Annotated in this window: 21 protein-coding genes; 9 read left to right on the top strand and 12 right to left on the bottom strand. The window is 71.6% G+C overall.

The features are described 5' to 3' along the window. Positions 1-79: 79 nt before the first annotated feature. Entirely contained in the window at positions 80-553 is a 474-nt protein-coding gene (locus IT780_RS09290) for a hypothetical protein (protein ID WP_199511042.1), read from the bottom strand. A gap of 68 nt (positions 554-621) precedes the next feature. On the opposite strand from IT780_RS09290, the gene msrB reads away from it, so the two are divergent. Continuing rightward, positions 622-1026 (top strand): peptide-methionine (R)-S-oxide reductase MsrB, encoded by a 405-nt coding sequence (gene msrB / locus IT780_RS09285; protein ID WP_199511041.1) that lies wholly within the window; start codon positions 622-624, stop codon positions 1024-1026. On the opposite strand, the gene IT780_RS09280 is transcribed toward msrB, so the two are convergent. The 6 genes from IT780_RS09280 to IT780_RS09255 all read right to left on the bottom strand — a co-directional run bounded on the left by IT780_RS09280 (position 1007) and on the right by IT780_RS09255 (position 3895). Further along, positions 1007-1489, bottom strand: a complete 483-nt coding sequence (locus tag IT780_RS09280) for a dihydrofolate reductase (RefSeq protein WP_199511040.1) — start codon at positions 1487-1489, stop codon at positions 1007-1009. The genes msrB and IT780_RS09280 overlap by 20 nt on opposite strands. Before the next feature lie 5 nt (positions 1490-1494). Further along, on the bottom strand, positions 1495-2292 hold the full coding sequence (locus IT780_RS09275; protein WP_199511039.1) for a thymidylate synthase: 798 nt from the start codon (positions 2290-2292) through the stop codon (positions 1495-1497). Between the two features lie 69 nt (positions 2293-2361). After that, on the bottom strand, positions 2362-2616 hold the full coding sequence (locus IT780_RS09270) for a hypothetical protein (RefSeq protein WP_199511038.1): 255 nt from the start codon (positions 2614-2616) through the stop codon (positions 2362-2364). A gap of 54 nt (positions 2617-2670) precedes the next feature. Then, complete coding sequence (locus tag IT780_RS09265) at positions 2671-2877, bottom strand: DUF397 domain-containing protein (RefSeq protein ID WP_372443647.1); 207 nt, start codon at positions 2875-2877, stop codon at positions 2671-2673. 63 nt (positions 2878-2940) lie between these two features. Next, positions 2941-3573: an NAD(P)H:quinone oxidoreductase gene (gene wrbA, locus IT780_RS09260; protein WP_233412505.1), complete on the bottom strand. Its 633-nt coding sequence runs from the start codon at positions 3571-3573 to the stop codon at positions 2941-2943. Positions 3574-3619: 46 nt separating this feature from the next. Beyond that, positions 3620-3895: an isoamylase early set domain-containing protein gene (locus IT780_RS09255; protein WP_199511035.1), complete on the bottom strand. Its 276-nt coding sequence runs from the start codon at positions 3893-3895 to the stop codon at positions 3620-3622. A gap of 74 nt (positions 3896-3969) precedes the next feature. On the opposite strand from IT780_RS09255, the gene IT780_RS09250 reads away from it, so the two are divergent. Further along, positions 3970-4440, top strand: coding sequence for a GNAT family N-acetyltransferase (locus IT780_RS09250; RefSeq protein WP_199511034.1), 471 nt, complete (start codon positions 3970-3972; stop codon positions 4438-4440). Here IT780_RS09250 and IT780_RS09245 read toward each other — a convergent pair. Next, positions 4421-4999 carry a DUF4360 domain-containing protein gene (locus IT780_RS09245; RefSeq protein ID WP_233412504.1) on the bottom strand — a complete coding sequence of 193 codons (579 nt, stop codon included), beginning with the start codon at positions 4997-4999 and terminating at the stop codon, positions 4421-4423. The genes IT780_RS09250 and IT780_RS09245 overlap by 20 nt on opposite strands. A 485-nt stretch (positions 5000-5484) precedes the next feature. Between IT780_RS09245 and IT780_RS09240 the strand changes: the two genes are divergently transcribed. Further along, a complete protein-coding gene (locus IT780_RS09240; protein ID WP_199511032.1) occupies positions 5485-6132 on the top strand; it encodes a DUF4360 domain-containing protein in 648 nt (215 codons plus the stop codon). A gap of 47 nt (positions 6133-6179) precedes the next feature. Here the strand turns inward: IT780_RS09240 and hemQ are convergent, their stop codons facing one another. From hemQ to hemE, 3 genes are all read right to left on the bottom strand, one after another. Then, a complete protein-coding gene (gene hemQ / locus IT780_RS09235) occupies positions 6180-6884 on the bottom strand; it encodes a hydrogen peroxide-dependent heme synthase (RefSeq protein WP_199511031.1) in 705 nt (234 codons plus the stop codon). Next, entirely contained in the window at positions 6881-8278 is a 1398-nt protein-coding gene (hemG, locus tag IT780_RS09230; RefSeq protein WP_372443646.1) for a protoporphyrinogen oxidase, read from the bottom strand. The genes hemQ and hemG overlap by 4 nt, the downstream gene beginning before the upstream one ends. A gap of 122 nt (positions 8279-8400) precedes the next feature. Then, positions 8401-9435, bottom strand: a complete 1035-nt coding sequence (gene hemE / locus IT780_RS09225; RefSeq protein ID WP_307831106.1) for a uroporphyrinogen decarboxylase — start codon at positions 9433-9435, stop codon at positions 8401-8403. An 86-nt stretch (positions 9436-9521) separates the two neighbouring features. Here hemE and IT780_RS09220 point away from each other — a divergent pair, with 86 nt between their 5' ends. Beyond that, positions 9522-10091, top strand: a complete 570-nt coding sequence (locus IT780_RS09220) for a DUF3000 domain-containing protein (RefSeq protein WP_199511028.1) — start codon at positions 9522-9524, stop codon at positions 10089-10091. Here IT780_RS09220 and IT780_RS09215 read toward each other — a convergent pair. Then, a complete protein-coding gene (locus IT780_RS09215) occupies positions 10088-11065 on the bottom strand; it encodes a S1C family serine protease (RefSeq protein WP_307831105.1) in 978 nt (325 codons plus the stop codon). The genes IT780_RS09220 and IT780_RS09215 overlap by 4 nt on opposite strands. 146 nt (positions 11066-11211) lie before the next feature. Here IT780_RS09215 and IT780_RS09210 point away from each other — a divergent pair, with 146 nt between their 5' ends. The 5 genes from IT780_RS09210 to IT780_RS09190 all read left to right on the top strand — a co-directional run bounded on the left by IT780_RS09210 (position 11212) and on the right by IT780_RS09190 (position 18104). Continuing rightward, the gene (locus IT780_RS09210; RefSeq protein ID WP_199511026.1) at positions 11212-12534 is read left to right on the top strand and encodes an HRDC domain-containing protein; all 1323 of its coding nucleotides are present in this window, start codon (positions 11212-11214) and stop codon (positions 12532-12534) included. Between the two features lie 126 nt (positions 12535-12660). Beyond that, positions 12661-13857 (top strand): thiolase family protein, encoded by a 1197-nt coding sequence (locus IT780_RS09205; RefSeq protein WP_199511025.1) that lies wholly within the window; start codon positions 12661-12663, stop codon positions 13855-13857. A gap of 5 nt (positions 13858-13862) precedes the next feature. Beyond that, complete coding sequence (locus tag IT780_RS09200; RefSeq protein WP_199511460.1) at positions 13863-15923, top strand: 3-hydroxyacyl-CoA dehydrogenase NAD-binding domain-containing protein; 2061 nt, start codon at positions 13863-13865, stop codon at positions 15921-15923. A gap of 151 nt (positions 15924-16074) precedes the next feature. Then, complete coding sequence (locus IT780_RS09195; RefSeq protein WP_199511024.1) at positions 16075-16953, top strand: hypothetical protein; 879 nt, start codon at positions 16075-16077, stop codon at positions 16951-16953. Between the two features lie 167 nt (positions 16954-17120). After that, positions 17121-18104, top strand: coding sequence for a hypothetical protein (locus IT780_RS09190; protein WP_199511023.1), 984 nt, complete (start codon positions 17121-17123; stop codon positions 18102-18104). Positions 18105-18115 lie beyond the last annotated feature (11 nt).

Here is an 18115-nt window from a genome sequence, read left to right as displayed (position 1 = left end):
ATCCGTTCTGTTGCGATAGGTCCGTTGCAGTCCGCTGGGAGTTTAGCGTTTTCTGCCCGATTTGCACGCAAGCTATCCCTTATGAGGGAACTCCACCGATTCTGTGGCTGCGCCAGAGATGGGCCAGGACGGAGACCTTCATCTCGAAGCGGGGATCGGCGGCCAGCATCCCGCCGTCGTACGGCGCCAGCAGCTGCATGCTCGCGCCCGAGTCCAGATAGACCGCGACCACCGTACGGGCGCCCCGCCGCTCGGCCCGCAGGTCGACGACCCGGCTCCACGGCTGCACCCCGGCACCGAACGGGGTGACCGTCCGGATCCCGTCCGACCCCGCCTCGATGCCCAGCCGCCGGCGCAGCAGCACGGCCGCGGGCAGCCCTGCGATCGGCGGCCCGGCCGCCACGAGCAGCCACAGCCAGAGCGGTGCCGGCAGCACGCCCGCCGCGACCAGTCCGGCGAGGAGGCTGAGGCCCCCGCCGGCGAGAAGGACGCCGAGGCACAGGCCCCGGCCGAGCGCCTGCCGCCACGTGGGCCGAAAACGCGCAGCTCCCATGGCACGCTCAACGCCGCCGGTACTCCGCGACGCCGCACTCCCGGTGCGCTCCGACGTACCGTTGAGGCATGGCACCTGACAAGACCACCCTGCCCACCACCGAGGACGAGTGGCGGGTCCGCCTCAGCCCCGACGAGTTCCGCGTGCTGCGCCAGGCGGGCACCGAGGCGCCCTGGTCCGGCGAGTACGTGAACACGAAGACCGAGGGCATGTACCAGTGCCGGGCCTGCGGCGCGGAGCTCTACCCCAGCGACACCAAGTTCGACTCGCACTGCGGCTGGCCGTCCTTCGATGACGCCATCCCCGGCGCGGTCAAGGAGATCGAGGACCGCGGCCACGGCATGGTCCGCACGGAGATCCGCTGCGCCCGCTGCGACAGCCACCTCGGCCACGTGTTCCGCGGCGAGATGATGACCGCCAAGAACACCCGCCACTGCGTGAACAGCCTGTCGATCAGGCTGGACCCGAAGTGACCTCCTCCACCCGGTAGCGCACGCCGGCGTCCGACTGCTGCCAGTCGGCGCCGGCGGTGACCCGCCATTGCGGGCCCAGCTCCGGCGCGTACGTGTCGCCTTCCACCTCGAGATCCACCACTGTCCGCACGACGTGCCCGGCATACGGCAGCAGCGCCCGATACACCGCCTCGCCACCGATCACCCAGAAGTCGTCGTGCTTCGCCAGGAGCTCCTCGACCGATCCGGCGGCCTCGGCGCCCTCGGCGGACCAGCCGGCCTGCCGGGTCAGCACCACGTTGCGCCGGCCGGGCAGGGGCCGGACCCGAGCGGGCAGCGAGTCCCAGGTGGCCCGGCCCATGACCACGGTCGAGCCCAGGGTCCGTTCCTTGAACATCTTCTGCTCGCCGGGGATCCGCCACGGGATCTCGCCGCCGGCACCGATGACGCCGTTCCGGGCCTGCGCCCAGATCATGTGGATCATCGCGCTCAGACCGCCACCGGCGCCTTGAGGGCCGGGTGGTGCTTGTAGTCCACCACGGTGAAGTCCTCGTAGCGGTAGTCGAAGAGCGACGCCGCCGGCGCGAGCTCCAGCCGGGGGAAGTCGTACGCCTCCCGGGACAGCTGCTCGCGCACCTGGTCGACGTGGTTGGAGTAGACGTGGCAGTCTCCGCCGACCCAGATGAAGTCGCCCGGGGTGAGCCCGGCCTGCGCCGCGATCATATGGGTGAGCAGCGCGTAGCTGGCGATGTTGAACGGCACGCCGAGGAACATGTCGGCGCTGCGCTGGTACAGCTGGCAGGACAGGCGACCGTCGGCCACGTAGAACTGGAACATCGCGTGGCACGGCGCGAGCGCCATCTCGGGAAGCTGGCCCACGTTCCAGGCCGACACGATCATCCGCCGGGAGTCGGGGTCGCGGCGCAGCGTGGCCAGCAGGTCGGCGATCTGGTCGGCGTGGCCGCCGTCCGGGGTGGGCCACGAGCGCCACTGCTTGCCGTACACCGGGCCGAGCTCGCCGTTCTCGTCCGCCCACTCGTCCCAGATGGTGACGCCGTGGTCGCGCAGCCACTGCACGTTGCTGTCGCCGCGCAGGAACCAGAGCAGCTCGACCGCCACGGACTTGAAGTGCACCCGCTTCGTGGTGATCAGCGGGAAGCCCTGCGACAGGTCGTAGCGCAGGCGCTCGCCGAAGAGACTGACCGTGCCCGTGCCGGTGCGGTCGGCCTTCGGGACGCCGGTTTCGAGGACGCGGCGCAGCAGCTCTTCGTACTGGGTGTCGGCCATGGCCGACACGGTAGCGCCTCCGCGGGCCCGGGGCGGGGTGCGCCCCGGGCGTCGCGGATCACATCGGCGTCAACGGGACCAGGACTCGCTCATCGCGGAGATCTGCTGGTTGAGCTGGGCGAGGTCCCGGTTCGGCTCCTCGGTCTTCGCGGCCGGCTGCTCGGCCTTGAAGCCGAGCTGGGTGCCGAGCTGCTGCCAGCGGTCGAACAGGATGGCCTCGATCAGGACGTCCTTGACGTCGTCGTGGGCGGCCTTGAGCTCCGTCACGGCAGCCTCGTACCGCTCCACCTTCTTCAGCAGGTCAGAACCCTCGTAGTTGGTCATATCCGCACAGTAACCAGAAATGAACACTCTTCGGGTTGATTCTCAAGAACCTGCCTACAGATCAAATTCCCCATCTTTCGCGCCGCCCACGAAGGCGTCCCACTCGGCCGGCGTGAAGAAGAGGACATCGCCTTCCGGGCGCCGCGAGTCGCGTACGGCCACCCCGTCGTCCAGCAGGGCAACCTCCACGGCCGCCTCTCCCGACGTTGCACTGCGGCGCCACTGCGCGCCGCTCAGATCCGCCTCGAACTTCTTGACCACGGCGGACAGTGTGCCACCCCGGCGGCGATGCATTCGTGCAGGTCGCCCGTACCGGATCGGACGTCAGGACCGCAGCTTCTCGGCGATCCGGATGATCCGCTGGGCCATGTGGTCGAGCGCGGCGAACTGGACGTCGGTCAGCGGGGCGTCGTTCGTGCCGCCGGTGACGTGCGAGACGCCGTACGGGTTGCCGTCGGCGAACTTCAGCGGGTCGGTGTAACCGGGCGCGACCACGACGCCGCCGAAGTGGTAGATCGTGTTGTAGAGCGCGAGCAGCGTCGACTCCTGGCCGCCGTGCGCGGTCATCGTCGAGGTGAAGCCCGCGTACGCCTTGTCGGCGAGCAGACCCTGCTGCCACTGCGGGCCGAGCGTGTCGATGAACTGCTTGAGCTGGCTGGTGATGTTGCCGTACCGGGTCGGGCTGCCGAACAGCACCGCGTCGGCCCAGACGACGTCGTCGGCGGTGGCCTTGGGCTCGTCCTTGGTCCGGTCGAAGTGCTGACTCCAGGCCGCGTTCGAGGCGATGGCCTCCGGCGGCGCGAGCTCGGGCACCTGGCGCAGGCGGACCTCGGCGCCGGCCTTCTCGCCGGCCTGCTGCAGCCGCTCGGCCATGGCATGGACCGTGCCGGTGGACGAGTAGTAGATGACTGCCAGTTTTGCGGTGGCCACAAGGACCCCTTCCGTAGTTGCTTGCATTGTCAACTAAAGATAGGGACGTTCCCCGGGCCTCCGCTGCGAAACGTCAGAGGCGCAACTCGCTGCCGTGCGGGCCCACCTCGTCGGCGTGCTCGTCGTCGAGCCACACCCCGTCGGACGCGAGGTAGCGGAAGCGGTAGTGGCCGGGGTCCAGGCGCAGGGTGACGGTACGCATCCCGTCGCGCCGCGGCTTGAGCTCGTGCAGGCCGGGCTCCCAGTCGTTGAACGTGCCGACCACGCTGACCGGCCCCTGCGGGGCGTCCTTGGGCAGGCAGAACGTCACCCGGGTCTTGTTGCCGAACAGCTTGCTGCGCTTGATCATGTCAACTCCTGGAATACGGGCCTCCTCGTTGATCAACGCCGGAGGTGTGCAGGGGTGACGCATAAGATCGGCGGATGCATCCGCAGCCCTGCGACGAGATCCGGGTGGCGTCGTTCCGCGACCTCGACAACACCACCCTGTACGCGATCCTCAAGCTGCGCGTCGACGTGTTCGTCGTCGAGCAGACGTGCCCGTACCCGGAGCTGGACGGCCGCGACGCCGAGCCCGGCACCCGGCACGTGTGGCTGCAGCGCGGCGACGACGTCCTGGCGTACCTGCGCATCCTCGACGACGGCGGCGGCACCGAGCGGATCGGCCGGGTGGTGACCGCGCCGGCCGCACGCCAGGGCGGCCACGCGAGCCGGCTCATGGAGCACGCGCTCACCGTCGTCGGCAACCGGCCGGCCGTGCTCGGCGCACAGGCACACCTGGCCGGCTTCTACGCGCGCTTCGGCTTCGAGATCACAGGAGAACGGTACGTGGAGGACGGCATCCCCCACGTACCGATGAAGCGTTCCGGAGCTGTCAGCAGCGCACCCAGCTGAAGTTGAACAGGGTGTCGACGTCTCCCTCGCTCGTCGTCATCGACATGCTGCTGCGGGGCGCGGTCGCCGCGGCGTCCACCCGCAGCTCGGTGTTGATGTTCAGCACCTTCTGCTCCGAGCAGGGCAGGTACACCAGCACCGGGGCGACGTCCTCCGTCGACCAGTAGCCGCTGTACGGGCCGGAGAACGTCTCCTCGGTCCGGCTGTTGTCCGACGACCCCTGCCAGTAGTAGTTGGTGCGCTGCAGGCCGGTCGCCCCGCCGGCGAGCCGGGCACGGCCGCGGTAGTCGGCCTCGGCGATCGCGAACGTCCAGCCGGCCGGCACGGAGACGACGACACCGACCTGGCAGTTCTTGCGGCGGTCCGTCGGGTCGGCGCCGGCGCCGGCCTGCGCGACGAAGTCGTGGTACTTGATCCGGAAGCCGCTCTTGTCGGGGGCGGCGACGACCGTGGCCGTGCCGGGCGCGCAGCCGGAGCCGTTGGCCGCGATGACCTCGACCGTGACCGCTCCCTCCGGGGCAGCGGCGGCGGCAGCGTGTGCGGGGGCGGAGGCGGACAACGCGAGAACCGTACCGAGTACGGCGACAATCGCGTGTCTCGCACCGACGAGACTTTCTTTCATAGCATTCCCCTCGGTTCAAGAGCTCAATGTCGACTGAATCAGTGCGTGCAGCGTCGCCGCATTATCGCGAGCTTCGTCGCCCACGGGAGGTGACCTCGGTACACCCCGCGAAGGAATGTAAGGCAGCACGGAGCCCGGACACAAGCATTGACTGTAGTCAATCGGACTCACGATCCCCAGCGACCGCTTACTCCCTGGTGGACGCCGCTCGACTGAGTATCCATAGGCGACTCAACGGGGATGATTCGGGCGCCGCCCGCGCCCGCCTGTCCCGGTTTGGCCGGAAGGTGCGTGTGTGCTTTCTTCAGGGGCGGCCGAGTAACCGAGTCGCCATATCGGCTATTCGTTTCATTGACTTCCATCGATTTGCATTCTTAGCATCGAGCCGCGCGCGTCGTCGCACCACATTCGGAAGGAGTCCCATGCGTAAATTGCTGGCTCGTGCAGGCATCGTCCTGGCACTGCTCGCCTCGCCGGCGTGGGTGAGTTCACCCGCCTCCGCCGGTAGCATCCTCGACGATCCGCCGGCCGACCACATCGTCATCGACCTGGTGGCCATGGCCGGCTCGGGGTGCAAGCCCGGAACGGCCGACGTCGCGGTCTCCCCGGACAACACGGCCTTCACGGCCATCTACAGCGAATACCTGGCCCAGGTCGGGCCGGGCATCTCCAGCACCGAAGGCCGCAAGAACTGCCAGCTCAACGTGCTCGTCCACGTACCGCAGGGTTTCACCTTCGCGATCGCCAAGGTGGACTACCGCGGGTACGGCCTCGTGAAGCAGGGCGCCTCTGCGACCCAGCGGGCGAACTACTACTTCCAGGGCATGAGCCAGGGCACCTACACCAGCCACCCGCTCGCCTCGCCGCTCGACGACAACTGGATGGTCAGCGACGACGTACCGGTTGCCGCCATGGTGTGGCACCCGTGCGGCGAGATGCGCAACCTCAACATCAACACCGAGCTGCGGGTCAGCAAGGGCACCTCGACGGACACCAGCTTCGTGACGATGGACTCCACCGACGGCAGCATCTCCACGACGTACCACTTCGCCTGGAGAGAGTGCCACTGACGTGACGTCGGCGGAGGACCCGACCGGTCCTCCGCCGACAGCGACGGTCAGGGCAGCGCGGCCACGATCTCCGCGACCGAGCGGCGGCGCCCGGTGTAGAACGGCACCTCTTCGCGCACGTGCCGGCGGGCACCGGAAGCCCGCAGATCCCGCATCAGGTCGACGATGCGGTGCAGCTCGTCGGCCTCGAAGGCGAGCATCCACTCGTAGTCGCCCAGCGCGAACGACGCCACCGTGTTGGCCCGGACGTCCGGGTAGCCACGGGCCAGCCGGCCGTGCTCGGCGAGCATCGCGCGGCGCTCCTCGTCGGGCAGCAGGTACCACTCGTACGAGCGCACGAACGGGTACACGCAGATGTACGGCCGCGCCTCCTCACCGGCCAGGAACGCGGGCAGGTGGCTCTTGTTGAACTCCGCGGGGCGGTGCAGCGCCATCTGCGACCACACGGGCGTCAGGTGCCGGCCCAGGGCGGTACGCCGGAACAGCCCGTACGCCTCCTGCAGCGCGTCCGGGGACGAGGAGTGCCACCAGATCATCACGTCGGCGTCGGCGCGCAGCCCGGAGACGTCGTACGTGCCGCGGATCGTGACGTCCTTGCCGCCGAGCTGCTCGAACAGCGCGTCCACCTCGCCGGACAGCTCGTCGCGCAGCGCCGGCAGCGGCGTGGCGGCCCGGAAGACCGACCACATCGTGTAGCGGATCGTCGCGTTCAGCTCGTTGATCCGCGCGGCATTCGTCTGCGCCTCGCTCATTGCCCCTCCAGGTATTTCACAACATCGTCGGCGGCCTTCTCGCCGCTGGCCACGCAGGCCGGGATGCCGACACCGTCGTACGCGGCGCCGGCCAGCGCGAGCCCGGGACGGTCGCTCAACGCGGCCCGGGCCAGGGCCACCCGGTCGAGGTGGCCGGGGGTGTACTGGGGCAGCCCGCCACCCCAGCGCTGGATCCAGGAGCCGATCGGGGCCGGCAGCGACGTCCCCAGCAGCCGGCCGAGCTCGGCGTGGGCGGTCTCGAGCAGGACGGCGTCGTCGTGCTGCAGCCGCTCCTCCTCACCGGCCCGGCCCAGCGAGGCCCGCACGATCACCGGCCCGTCCGGGCGGCTCAGGTGCGGCCACTTTCTGGTGAAGAACGTCGCCGCCTTCACCAGCGTGCCCTCGGTCGGCGGCACGAGGAAGCCGGACAGCTCGGGCAGCGGCGTGCCGGGCGGCAGGGCGAACGCGGCCAGCGCGACGCTCGCATAGTCGAGCACCTCGACCGCGGCGGCGGCGGAGAGATCCACGCCGGCCAGCATCCGCGCGGCCGCACGGGCCGGCACCGCGAGCACCACCGCGTCGACGTCGTCGGTCTGCGGGGCGGGCACCGGGCCGAGCAGCAGGCGCCACCCGTGCGCGGTGCGGGTCAGCTCGCGCACCGGCAGGCCGAGGCTGATCCGGGCGCCGCTCGCGGTGGCGGCGGCCGCGACGAGGCTGCTCATGCCCCCGTCCACGGCGGCGAAGATCGGACGGCCGGGCACCCGTACGGACGCGGCCTGGGCGGCCCGGACGGCGCCCGCGAGGGTGTGCTCGGTGCGGGCTGTGCGGGCGAGCGCGGGCATCGTCGTGGCGAGGGACAGTTCATCGGCGCGGGCGGCGTACACCCCGCCCAGCATCGGATCGACCAGCCGGTCGGCGACCTCGTCGCCGTAGCGGGACCGCACAAGCGCGCCCACGGCGACGTCGGCGCCGGGCTCGAGCAGCGGACGGCCCTCGTCGCGGTCGGCGTCCGCGGCCGGCGTCGCCACCGTGCCGAGCAGGCTCAGATCGCCGGGTACGCCGAGGAGCGTGCCGCCGGGCACCTTCTCCAGCCGGCCGCCGACGGCCAAGGCCGCCGGTATCGGCGCGGGGTGCACGAGCGATCCGCCCAGCCCCACCCGCCGCGCGAACAGCACCGCCGCAGACTCGGCGCCGTCGGGGGCGCCCATGAGGAACGACTCGGCGCCGCGCTCGACCATGGCGCCCGCGAGCTCACCGGTGCGCAGCTTGCCGCCGAGCCGGCCGGCCTGCTCGTACACGATGATCTCGGTGTCGGCGGGCGCCCGGTCCCGGATCCGCACAGCGGCGGCCAGCCCGGCTATGCCGCCGCCGACGATCGCCACCCGCTTCCGCACGCCTTCCACACTGTCAGGTCCCGTCGCTCCCCCGCCAGCGGGGTCATCCGATGTGAGCGGCACGGCACCCACCCTGCCCGGCGATGTGGATCATCGCCCAGGGCCGAAGGTCCCGAGCGGGCTCAGGCGCCGACGGTGTGGATCAGCTCGACGAGCCGGGTCAGCACGTCCGGGTCGGTGTCCGGCATGACCCCGTGGCCGAGGTTGAAGACGTGGCCGCGGGCCGCCCGGCCCTCCCGGAGCACCCGGCGCGCCTCGCGCTCCACGACCGGCCACGGCGCGAACAGCACCGCCGGGTCGAGGTTGCCCTGCACGGACCGGTCCGGGCCGACCAGCCCGGCCGCCCGGTCGAGCGGCGTACGCCAGTCCACCCCCACGACGTCCGCGCCCGCCTCCCCCATCGCCGGGAGCAGCACGGACGTGCCGACGCCGAAGTGGATCCGCGGCACGCCCGCGTCGGCCAGGCCGGTAAGCACCTTCGCCGAATGCGGCATGACGTACTCGCGGTAGTCCGCCTCGGACAGCGCGCCCGCCCACGAGTCGAAGAGCTGGACCGCGCTCACCCCCGCCTCCACCTGGACGCGCAGGAAGGTGAGCGTGATGTCGGCGAGGCGGGAGCAGAGCGAGTGCCACAGGTCCGGGTCGCCGTACATCATGGCCTTGGTCTTCACGTACGTGCGCGACGGCCCGCCCTCGATCAGGTAGCTGGCCAGCGTGAACGGCGCACCGGCGAAGCCGATCAGCGGGATGCTGCCGAGCTCGGGCACGAGCAGGCGTACGGCCTCGGCCACGTAGTCCACCGCGCCGGGCTCCAGCGGGCGCAGGCGCTCCACGGCGGCGGCCGTGCGGATCGGCTCGGCCACCACGGGCCCGGTGCCGGCCACGATGTCCAGGTCGATCCCGGCGGCCGCCAGCGGCACCACGATGTCGCTGAACAGGATCGCCGCGTCGACGCCGTGGCGGCGCACCGGCTGGAGGGTGATCTCGGTGACCAGGTCCGGCCGGCGGCACGACTCGAGCATGCCGACGCCCTCGCGGATCTTGCGGTACTCCGGCAGGGACCGGCCGGCCTGGCGCATGAACCAGACGGGGGTGTGCGGCACGTCCAGGCCGCGGCAGGCACGCACGAGGGCGGAATCCGCGAGAGAGTTGGTCACCCGCGACATCGTGCCACGTGAGTGAACCGGCGCCTGCGGCGCGCCGCGCACGGACGGAAGGCAGTGATCGGCATAGGCTTCCTCCCATGGCGCCCACGTCCGCTGCACCCGAGGCGTTCACCCGCGCCGTGGCCGGGCTGCGCGCCTCCGCGCCGCGCGAGGAGATCCTGCTGGAGGAGATCGCCGCGCCCCAGCGGCTCGCCCCGTGGGGGTTCGCGCTGAGCGCCACGGTGCTGCGCGACGGCGAGGAGGTCGCCAGCGGCCGGCTGATCCTGCTCCACGACCCGGACGGGCACGACGCGTGGCGCGGCAACCTGCGCCTGGTCACGCTGATCACCGCCGAGCTGGAGTCCGACCTGGCCGGCGACCCGCTGCTGCCCGCGGTGGCCTGGACCTGGCTGACCGACGGGCTGGAGCAGCACGGGGCGGCGTACACGGCGATCGGCGGCACGATCACCCAGACCACGTCGACCCGCTTCGGCGAGCTGGCCGGCCCGGCCCCGACGGCCGACCTGGAGATCCGCGCGTCCTGGACGCCGACCTCCGACGACCTCGGCGATCACCTGCAGGGCTGGTGCACGATGCTCGCCTCCACCGCGGGCCTGCCCCCGCCGGGCGTCACCGCCCTCAACCACCAGCGCGCGTCCGCCAATTAGCAGACATCAAAGGCATCACAAGCGGTCTTGATCGGTACGGCGAGACCGATGCCCTCGGCGTCCCGGGCCTTGGCCGTGGCGAGCCCGATGACCTGGTCGTCGCTGTTCACCACGGGACCGCCCGAGTTCCCCGGGTTGATCGGCGCGTCGAACTGGATCGAGGGGCCGTCGGCGTCATCGGGCCGGTACGCGCTCACCACGCCGGTCGTGACGGTGTCCTCGAGACCGAGTGGCGCGCCCACCACGACGACCTGCTGGCCCGGCTTGACCGTACCGGGCGCGGTCTCCAGCCCCGCGATCTTGCGGGACGCCCGCAGCAGCGCCAGGTCCTTGCCCTTGCTGACCTTCACGATCGTCGCGGAGACCTCGTCCCCGCCGCGCTCCAGGAAGACCTTGCGGCCGCCGTTCTCCCACACGGACTCGACCACGTGGTAGTTCGTGAGCAGGCTGGCCTGCTTGTCGCCGCCCTCGCCGACCGCGAACGCCGTACCCGTGAAGTTGCCGGCCCGGACCCGGAAGACGCTCGGCAGCACCGACGACGAGATGGCCTCGGGGTCGAAGACCCCGGCCAGCTGCTTCTCCAGACGCGCGGCCCGGTCGGCCAGCTCGCCCTGCTTCTGCTGTGACGCGGCGAGCTGCGCGGTCAGCCGGCTGTCGGCGCGGTCCAGCCGCCAGACCATGAACCCGCCACCCACGAGCAGGGCGAACGCGAGCAACGCCGGGACCAGCCGGCTGCGGCGCCGGCGCATCTCGTCCGGCTCGGCGACCACCGGGTACGGCGCTCCCCCGGCCGGCGAGGCCAGATAGGGACCGGCCTCCCGGCGCGCCGGACGGGGATGCCCTATCCGCGGCGGCGGCGTGGCGGTCCGGGCGGTGGCCCATTCGCCGGACGGATGGTCGGGCAGGCTGAGCAGGGGATCCTGCGGCAGCCGGCGCGGGCCGGGCGCCCCGAAGGGGTCGAACGCGGTGGTCACGGCCGGTAGTACGGACGGAACCGCCTCCGCGGACGGGTCCGGCGGCGCCTTTTCCGACGCTTGCCCAAGGATGCGGACTGCATCGCATTCGACGCGCCGGTACCCGGCTGCACACGCCCGGGGAGGTACCCCCGTACGGTTACGGTGTGACCGACGAAGCATTTCTGCGCCGTCGGGACGCGCCGGACCACGCAACCGACGGACCGCACGACGTGCCGCCCGACCCGACGTCTGGCGGTCCCGACGAGCCTGCCCGCGCCGCCGTACCGCTGACCGCGCCCCGCGACGGCACACCACGCCCCTTGGAGACCGCCGACGAGCTCGCCGAGGTCGTCGAACGGCTCGCCGCCGGCTCCGGACCGGTCGCGGTGGACGCCGAGCGGGCCTCCGGCTACCGCTACACGCAGCGCGCGTACCTGGTGCAGCTGCGCCGGGAGGGCGCCGGCACGGTGCTCATCGACCCGATGCCGCTGGACGACCTGAGCACGCTCGACGCCGCGCTGGCCGAGACCGAGTGGGTGCTGCACGCCGCCAGCCAGGACCTGGCGTGCCTGGCCGAGATCGGCATGAAGCCCCGCAAGCTGTTCGACACCGAGCTGGCCGCCCGGCTGGCCGGGTTCGAGCGGGTGGGCCTCGCCGCGCTGACCGAGCAGCTGCTCGGCTACTCGCTGGAGAAGCACCATTCGGCCGCGGACTGGTCGACCCGCCCGCTGCCGGAGTCCTGGCTGACGTACGCGGCCCTCGACGTGGAACTGCTCACCGACCTGCGCGACCTGCTCGCCGCCGAGCTGGAGAGCCAGGGCAAGGCCGAGTGGGCGGCGGAGGAGTTCGCCGCCCTGGTGGCCAGCGCCGACCGGCCGCCGCGGGTACGCCCCGACCCCTGGCGCCGCACGTCGGGCATCCACCGGGTCCGCGGCGCCCGCGCCCAGTCCCGCGTCCGCGCCCTCTGGTACGCCCGCGACGGCGTGGCGGCCCGCCGCGACTCGGCACCGGGCCGGGTGCTCCCGGACTCGGCGATCATCGCGGCGGCGGAGCTGGACCCCAAGGACGAACGGACGCTGCTGGGCCTGCCCGGCTTCGGCGGCCGCTCGGTGCGCCGGCTGGCCCGGGTGTGGCTGGACGCGCTGGACGCCGCCCGCGCCCTGCCCGACGACGAGCTGCCGGTCAACCAGCCGGTCGAGGGGCCGCCCCCGCCGCACCGCTGGGCGGAACGCGACCCGGTCGCGGCGGCCCGCCTGCAACGCTGCCGCCAGGTGGTCATCGCGACGGCGGAGGCGCACACCCTCCCGCCGGAGAACCTGGTCAGCCCGGACTTCGTCCGCCGCCTGGCCTGGTCCCCGCCGGACGAGGTCACGCCGGCGACGGTCGGCGACGTCCTCCGCGGCTTCGGCGCCCGGAACTGGCAGGTCGGCCTGCTCGCGGACGAGCTCGCCAAGGTGCTGCCCGACCCTGCCGCCGCGACGGGCTGACAGCGCCGTTCCTCCTGCGGCACCGTGTTCCCTCCGGACTTGTCACATCGACTGGTCCGGTTACTTACCGGCGAGTAACATCTGCCGTGTCACAGCCCTGGGTTCACGCCTGCAAGGAGGCTTGTTGTGCCCCGAGTAAGCCGCGAGGTCGTCTTCGTCGACGGCGTCCGCACCCCGTTCGGCAAGGCCGGCGGCATGTACGCCGAGACCCGCGCCGACGACCTGGTGATCCGGTGCATCCGTGAGTTGATGCGCCGCAACCCGCAGCTTCCGCCCGAGCGGGTGGACGAGGTCGCGATCGCGGCCACCACCCAGATCGGCGACCAGGGCCTGACGATCGGGCGGGTGGCCGCGCTGCTGGCCGGGCTGCCGAAGACCGTACCCGGGTACGCGATCGACCGGATGTGCGCCGGCGCCATGACCGCGGTGACAAACGTCGCCGGCGGCATCGCCATGGGGGCGTACGACGTGGCCATCGCCGGTGGCGTGGAGCACATGGGCCGGCACCCGATGGGCGAGGGCGTCGACCCGAACCCGCGCATCCTCGCGGAGAAGCTGGTCGACCCGTCCGCGCTGGTCATGGGCGCGACGGCGGAGAACCTGCACGACCGCCTCCCGGGGATCTCCAAGGAACGGGCGGACGCGTTCGGCCTGGCCTCGCAGGAGAAGACCGCGAAGGCGTACGCGAACGGCAAGCTGCAGCCCGACATGGTGCCCGTGGCGATCCGCAGCGCCGAGGAGGGCTGGGGCCTGGCCACGGCCGACGAGGCGCCCCGCGAGACCTCGATGGAGAAGCTCGCCACGCTCAAGACGCCGTTCCGCCCGCACGGCCGGGTCACCGCCGGCAACGCGGCCGGCCTCAACGACGGCGCCACCGCGGCGCTGCTGGCCAGCGAGGACACCGCCCGTGAGCTGGGCCTGCCGGTCGCGATGCGGCTGGTGTCGTACGGCTTCGTCGGCGTCGAGCCGGAGGTCATGGGCTACGGCCCGATCCCCTCGACGGAGAAGGCGCTGCGGCTGGCCGGCCTCACCATCGACGACATCGGCCTGTTCGAGCTGAACGAGGCGTTCGCGGTGCAGGTCCTCGCGTTCCTCGACCACTTCGGCATCGCCGACGACGACCCGCGGGTGAACCCGTGGGGCGGCGCGATCGCCATCGGCCACCCGCTGGCCTCCTCCGGCGTACGGCTGATGACGCAGCTGGCCCGCCACTTCGCCGAGCACCCCGAGGTCCGCTACGGCCTCACCGCGATGTGCATCGGCATCGGCATGGGCGGCACGGTCATCTGGGAGAACCCGAACTGGGAAGGGAACGACAAGTGACGGCTCTGCCTGAGTACCCCAACGAGGTCGTGACCAAGGCGCTCGTACGCCTGGTCCGCGTGCCGGGGCTGGAGAAGCCCGCCGCACTGATCACCCTCGACAACGGCTTCGACTACAAGAAGCCCAACAGCTTCGGCCCCGCCGGCCTGCGGTCGCTGGACGAGGCGATCACCAGGGCCACCGAGGCCGAGCCGGCGTTCATCGCGCTGACCGGCAAGCCGTACATCTTCTGCGTCGGCGCCGACATCACCGGCATGCCGTTCATCACCGAGCGGGACCAGGCCGTGGCCCTCGGCGAGCTGGGCCACCGGGTCTTCGCCCGGCTGAAGAACTCCAGCATCCCCACGTTCGCGTTCATCAACGGCGCGGCGCTGGGCGGCGGCCTCGAGGTGTCGCTGCACTGCCACTACCGCACGGTGTCCGGCGGCGCGGCGGCGCTCGGCCTGCCCGAGGTCGCGATCGGCCTGGTGCCCGGCTGGGGCGGCAGCCAGCTGCTGCCGAACCTCATCGGCGTACCGGGGGCGGCGCAGGTCATCCTGCAGAACCCGCTCACCCAGAAGGTGCTCCGGCCGAAGCAGGCCGCCGAGCTCGGGGTCGCCGACGCGCTGTTCGAGCCGGCCGACTTCCTGGAGCGCTCGCTCGAGTGGGCGGCCGGCGTGGTCAAGGGCGAGATCGAGGTGCAGCGCCCCGAGGTCGACAAGGACATGTGGGAGGGCGTGCTCTTCTTCGCCAAGCAGCAGCTCGACGAGAAGCTGCACGGCGCGGTCCCCTCGGCCAACAAGGCCCTGGAGCTGCTCGCGCTCGCGAAGGACGCCTCGTTCACCGACGGTACGGCGGCCGAGACGCAGGCCCTCGCCGACCTCATCATGGGCGACGAGTCGCGGGCCAGCCTGTACGCGTTCGACCTGGTCCAGCGCCGCGCGAAGCGCCCGGTGGGCGTACCGGACAAGGAGCTGGCCCGCAAGGTCACCAAGGTCGGCATCGTCGGCGCCGGTCTCATGGCCTCCCAGCTGGCGCTGCTCTTCGCCCGGCGGCTGCAGGTGCCGGTCGTGCTCACCGACCTCGACCAGACCCGGGTGGACAAGGGCGTCGGCTACGTCCGCGGCCAGATCGACAAGATGGTCGGCAAGGGCCGGATGGACGAGGGTACGGCGGCCAAGCTGCGCGGCCTGGTCAGCGGCTCGGTCGACAAGTCTGTGTTCGCCGACGCCGACTTCGTGATCGAGGCGGTCTTCGAGAACCTGGACCTCAAGAAGCAGATCTGGGCCGAGCTCGAGAAGATCGTCGGGCCGGAGACCGTGCTCGCCACCAACACCTCGTCGCTGTCGGTGACCGAGATGGCGGCCGACCTCGAGCACCCCGAGCGGGTCGTCGGCTTCCACTTCTTCAACCCGGTCGCCGTGCTGCCGCTGCTGGAGATCATCAAGGGCGAGCGTACGGACGACGCCACGCTGGCCACGGCGTTCGCGGTCGGCAAGGAGATCAAGAAGAGCTGCGTGCTCGTCAAGGACGCCCCGGCGTTCGTGGTGAACCGCCTGCTCACCCGCTTCACCAGCGAGGTGTTCAAGGCTGTCGACGCCGGCACGCCGCTGGCCACGGTCGACAGCGCGCTCGACCCGCTGGGCCTGCCGATGCGTCCCATCGCGCTGCTCCAGCTGGTCGGCCCGGCGGTCGCGTACCACGTGGGCGAGACGCTGCACGAGGCGTTCCCGGACCGCTTCGGCGACAGCCCCAACCTCAAGAAGATCGTCGACGCCGGCCTGCCGCTGATGGCTGACGACGAGATCAACCCCGAGGTGGTCGCGCTGATCGAGGGCGGTTCCGCCCCGCTGACCGGCGACGAGGTACGCCAGAAGGCGCTCGACGCGCTCGCCGAGGAGATCCGGCTGATGCTGGACGAGGGTGTCGTCGCCGAGGCGCAGGACATCGACCTGTGCATGATCCTGGGCGCCGGCTGGCCGTTCCACCTGGGCGGCGTGACGCCGTACCTGGACCGCAGCGGCACCTCGGAGCGCGTCACCGGCAAGCGCTTCCTGCCGCGGGGCGTGGCGAGCCTGCCCGCCTGACCCGCCGACGCATCGACGCCCCCGCGCCTTTCCCAGGTGCGGGGGCGTCTTCGTGACAGCACTGTGTTGTTCAACTGACGGATACGGGACGCACGACGTCGCCGCAGGTCGGTACGCTCCTGCGGCTGACGTTCTTAGTTCTGGAGTGCTCATGTCTCAGCCGCCGTACCAGCCCTACCCCGGCCAGCCCGGCCCCGAGTCGGGCGGCGGCTACCAGCCGCCGGCGGCACCCGGCTCATACCCGCCGCCGTCCTCGGGGGCCGGTGGCTACCCGCCGCCCTCCTCCGGCGCCGGCTCCTACCCGCCGCCGGGCCAGGGCTCGTACCCGCCGCCGTCCGACCAGGGTTCCTACCCGCCGCCGTCCGGCCAGGGCTCGTACCCGCCCGGTGACGGCTCCTACCAGCAGCCCGGTGGCGCCGTGCCGCCGTACGGTTCGGCGCCCCCGCCGAAGAAGAAGTCGGCGCTGAAGATCGTGCTCATCGTCGCCGCGGTGATCGCGGTGCTCTGCGTCGCCGGCATCGGCGTCGCGGTGTTCGCGGCCAAGGACAAGGTCGAGCAGGTCGTCGACGCCACGAAGATCACCGTGGTGGAGCCGCAGACCCTCGGCGGCCGGGACAAGGCAAGCGACCCGGCCCTGCAGAGCAGCGTCGAGGGCCTCGACAGCGAGATGGCCAAGATCCCCGGTTCGACCGGCTCGGTCGGCGCGATCTACGGCGACATCCAGAAGCAGGACATCGTCATGGTGGCCGCCGCCTCGTCGATCAACGGCTCCCCGCAGAGCCGCTACGACGAGTTCACCGAGGGCCTCGGCCAGGGCGGCATCAAGCTCCAGGACCTCTCCGACACCGACCCGGGCCCGCTGGGCGGCATCGCCAAGTGCGGCGACAGCAACAGCTCGGGCGTACCGATGGCCGTCTGCGTCTGGTCCGACAACGGCAGCGTCGGCATGATCGCCATGATGTTCAAGGGCAAGGCGGACCTCGAGAAGGAGTTCGTCGCGATGCGCGGCGAGATCGAGAAGAAGTCCTGATCTCCTCCGTGGGCCCCGACGATTGATCCTTTCGGCGCGTCGGGGCCCACGGAACAGGGGACAGCCTTCAGTCCGTTTGTGGGCGGCGGCGGGGCGGTCGGACAGGGCTTGACTTGGACGGCGGCGGCTAAGCTCCTGCGAGCAGTCTGCCGATCGTTGGAGCGTTGATGTCGCAGCCGCCCTACCCGGGCCCGCCGTACCCCGAGCAGCCCGGAAGTGGGCAGCCGCCGCAGCAGCCGTACGGTGGCCCTCCCGGCTACCCGCCGCCGAACCCGGACGTGCCCGCGTCGGTCCCACCCGGTTACCCGCCGCAGCCTTCGTACGGGCAGCAGCCGCCGTACCCGCAGCCCGACCCCACCCGGGTCGACGCGCAGCCCGGCTACCCGCAGTCCGGTCCGCCGATGGCCGGCTACCCGCAGTCCGGCCCGCCCATGGCCATGGGCTACCCGCCGGCGATGGTTCCGCCGCCGGCCCCGAAGTCGCGGGCGCTGCCGATCACGCTGGTGTCCATCGCCGTGTTCCTGGTGCTCTGCGTGGGCGGCGGCACGGCGGTCTACCTCGCCGGCCGCAACACCGCCGACAACCTCGTGGACGTGGTCGTCACGACCGCCCCGACGCCGTGGGACACCGCGACGCCGGACCCGACGCTGCCGACCTTCCCGACCGAGAAGCCCACGCTGGCGCCTCCACCGACGATCACCGTCGTGGAACCCGCGAAGCTGGGCGGCCGGCCGAAGCTCACGGATCCCCAGTTCGCCGGGGCCGCCAGGCAGCTCGAGGAGGGCCTGAAGAAGGTACCCAACGCCACGGCCACGGTCGGCGCGCTGTACGGCACCCCCAGCAAGCAGAACATCGTCATCGTCGCCGCCGCGGCCGCGGAGGTGACCAACCCCACCCGCGAGCTCGACGGCACGTTCCTCGGCGCGGGCGTCGGCGGCCTCAAGCTGACCGGCATCTCCCGGACGTACCCGGGCGCGCTCGGCGGCGCGGCGAAGTGCGGCCGCGGCGAGGCGGGCGGCGCCCCGCTGATCATGTGCGGCTGGGCGGACGAGGGCAGCGTCGGCTGGGTCATCTGGTACTACAAGTCGATGAGCAGCGCCAAGGCCGAGTTCCCGGCGCTGCGGGCACAGGTCGAGAAGAAGTCAAACTGACACGCCGAGGG

The organism is Nucisporomicrobium flavum (assembly GCF_016464385.1).
Lineage (GTDB): Bacteria > Actinomycetota > Actinomycetes > Mycobacteriales > Micromonosporaceae > Actinoplanes > Actinoplanes flavus_A.
Note: the sequence above shows the minus strand (reverse complement) of the source record. Positions and strands in the feature narration are given on the sequence as shown.

What these genes read in the sequence shown, in the direction of transcription:
- IT780_RS09240 (WP_199511032.1), top strand. Translation starts at nt 5,485, where the DNA reads ATGCGTAAATTGCTGGCTCGTGCAGGCATCGTCCTGGCACTGCTCGCC.
- IT780_RS09255 (WP_199511035.1), bottom strand. Translation starts at nt 3,895, where the DNA reads ATGATCAAGCGCAGCAAGCTGTTCGGCAACAAGACCCGGGTGACGTTC.
- hemQ (WP_199511031.1), bottom strand. Translation starts at nt 6,884, where the DNA reads ATGAGCGAGGCGCAGACGAATGCCGCGCGGATCAACGAGCTGAACGCG.
- msrB (WP_199511041.1), top strand. Translation starts at nt 622, where the DNA reads ATGGCACCTGACAAGACCACCCTGCCCACCACCGAGGACGAGTGGCGG.
- IT780_RS09280 (WP_199511040.1), bottom strand. Translation starts at nt 1,489, where the DNA reads ATGATCCACATGATCTGGGCGCAGGCCCGGAACGGCGTCATCGGTGCC.
- IT780_RS09195 (WP_199511024.1), top strand. Translation starts at nt 16,075, where the DNA reads ATGTCTCAGCCGCCGTACCAGCCCTACCCCGGCCAGCCCGGCCCCGAG.
- IT780_RS09220 (WP_199511028.1), top strand. Translation starts at nt 9,522, where the DNA reads ATGGCGCCCACGTCCGCTGCACCCGAGGCGTTCACCCGCGCCGTGGCC.
- IT780_RS09290 (WP_199511042.1), bottom strand. Translation starts at nt 553, where the DNA reads ATGGGAGCTGCGCGTTTTCGGCCCACGTGGCGGCAGGCGCTCGGCCGG.
- IT780_RS09250 (WP_199511034.1), top strand. Translation starts at nt 3,970, where the DNA reads ATGCATCCGCAGCCCTGCGACGAGATCCGGGTGGCGTCGTTCCGCGAC.
- IT780_RS09270 (WP_199511038.1), bottom strand. Translation starts at nt 2,616, where the DNA reads ATGACCAACTACGAGGGTTCTGACCTGCTGAAGAAGGTGGAGCGGTAC.
- IT780_RS09190 (WP_199511023.1), top strand. Translation starts at nt 17,121, where the DNA reads ATGTCGCAGCCGCCCTACCCGGGCCCGCCGTACCCCGAGCAGCCCGGA.
- wrbA (WP_233412505.1), bottom strand. Translation starts at nt 3,573, where the DNA reads ATGCAAGCAACTACGGAAGGGGTCCTTGTGGCCACCGCAAAACTGGCA.
- IT780_RS09275 (WP_199511039.1), bottom strand. Translation starts at nt 2,292, where the DNA reads ATGGCCGACACCCAGTACGAAGAGCTGCTGCGCCGCGTCCTCGAAACC.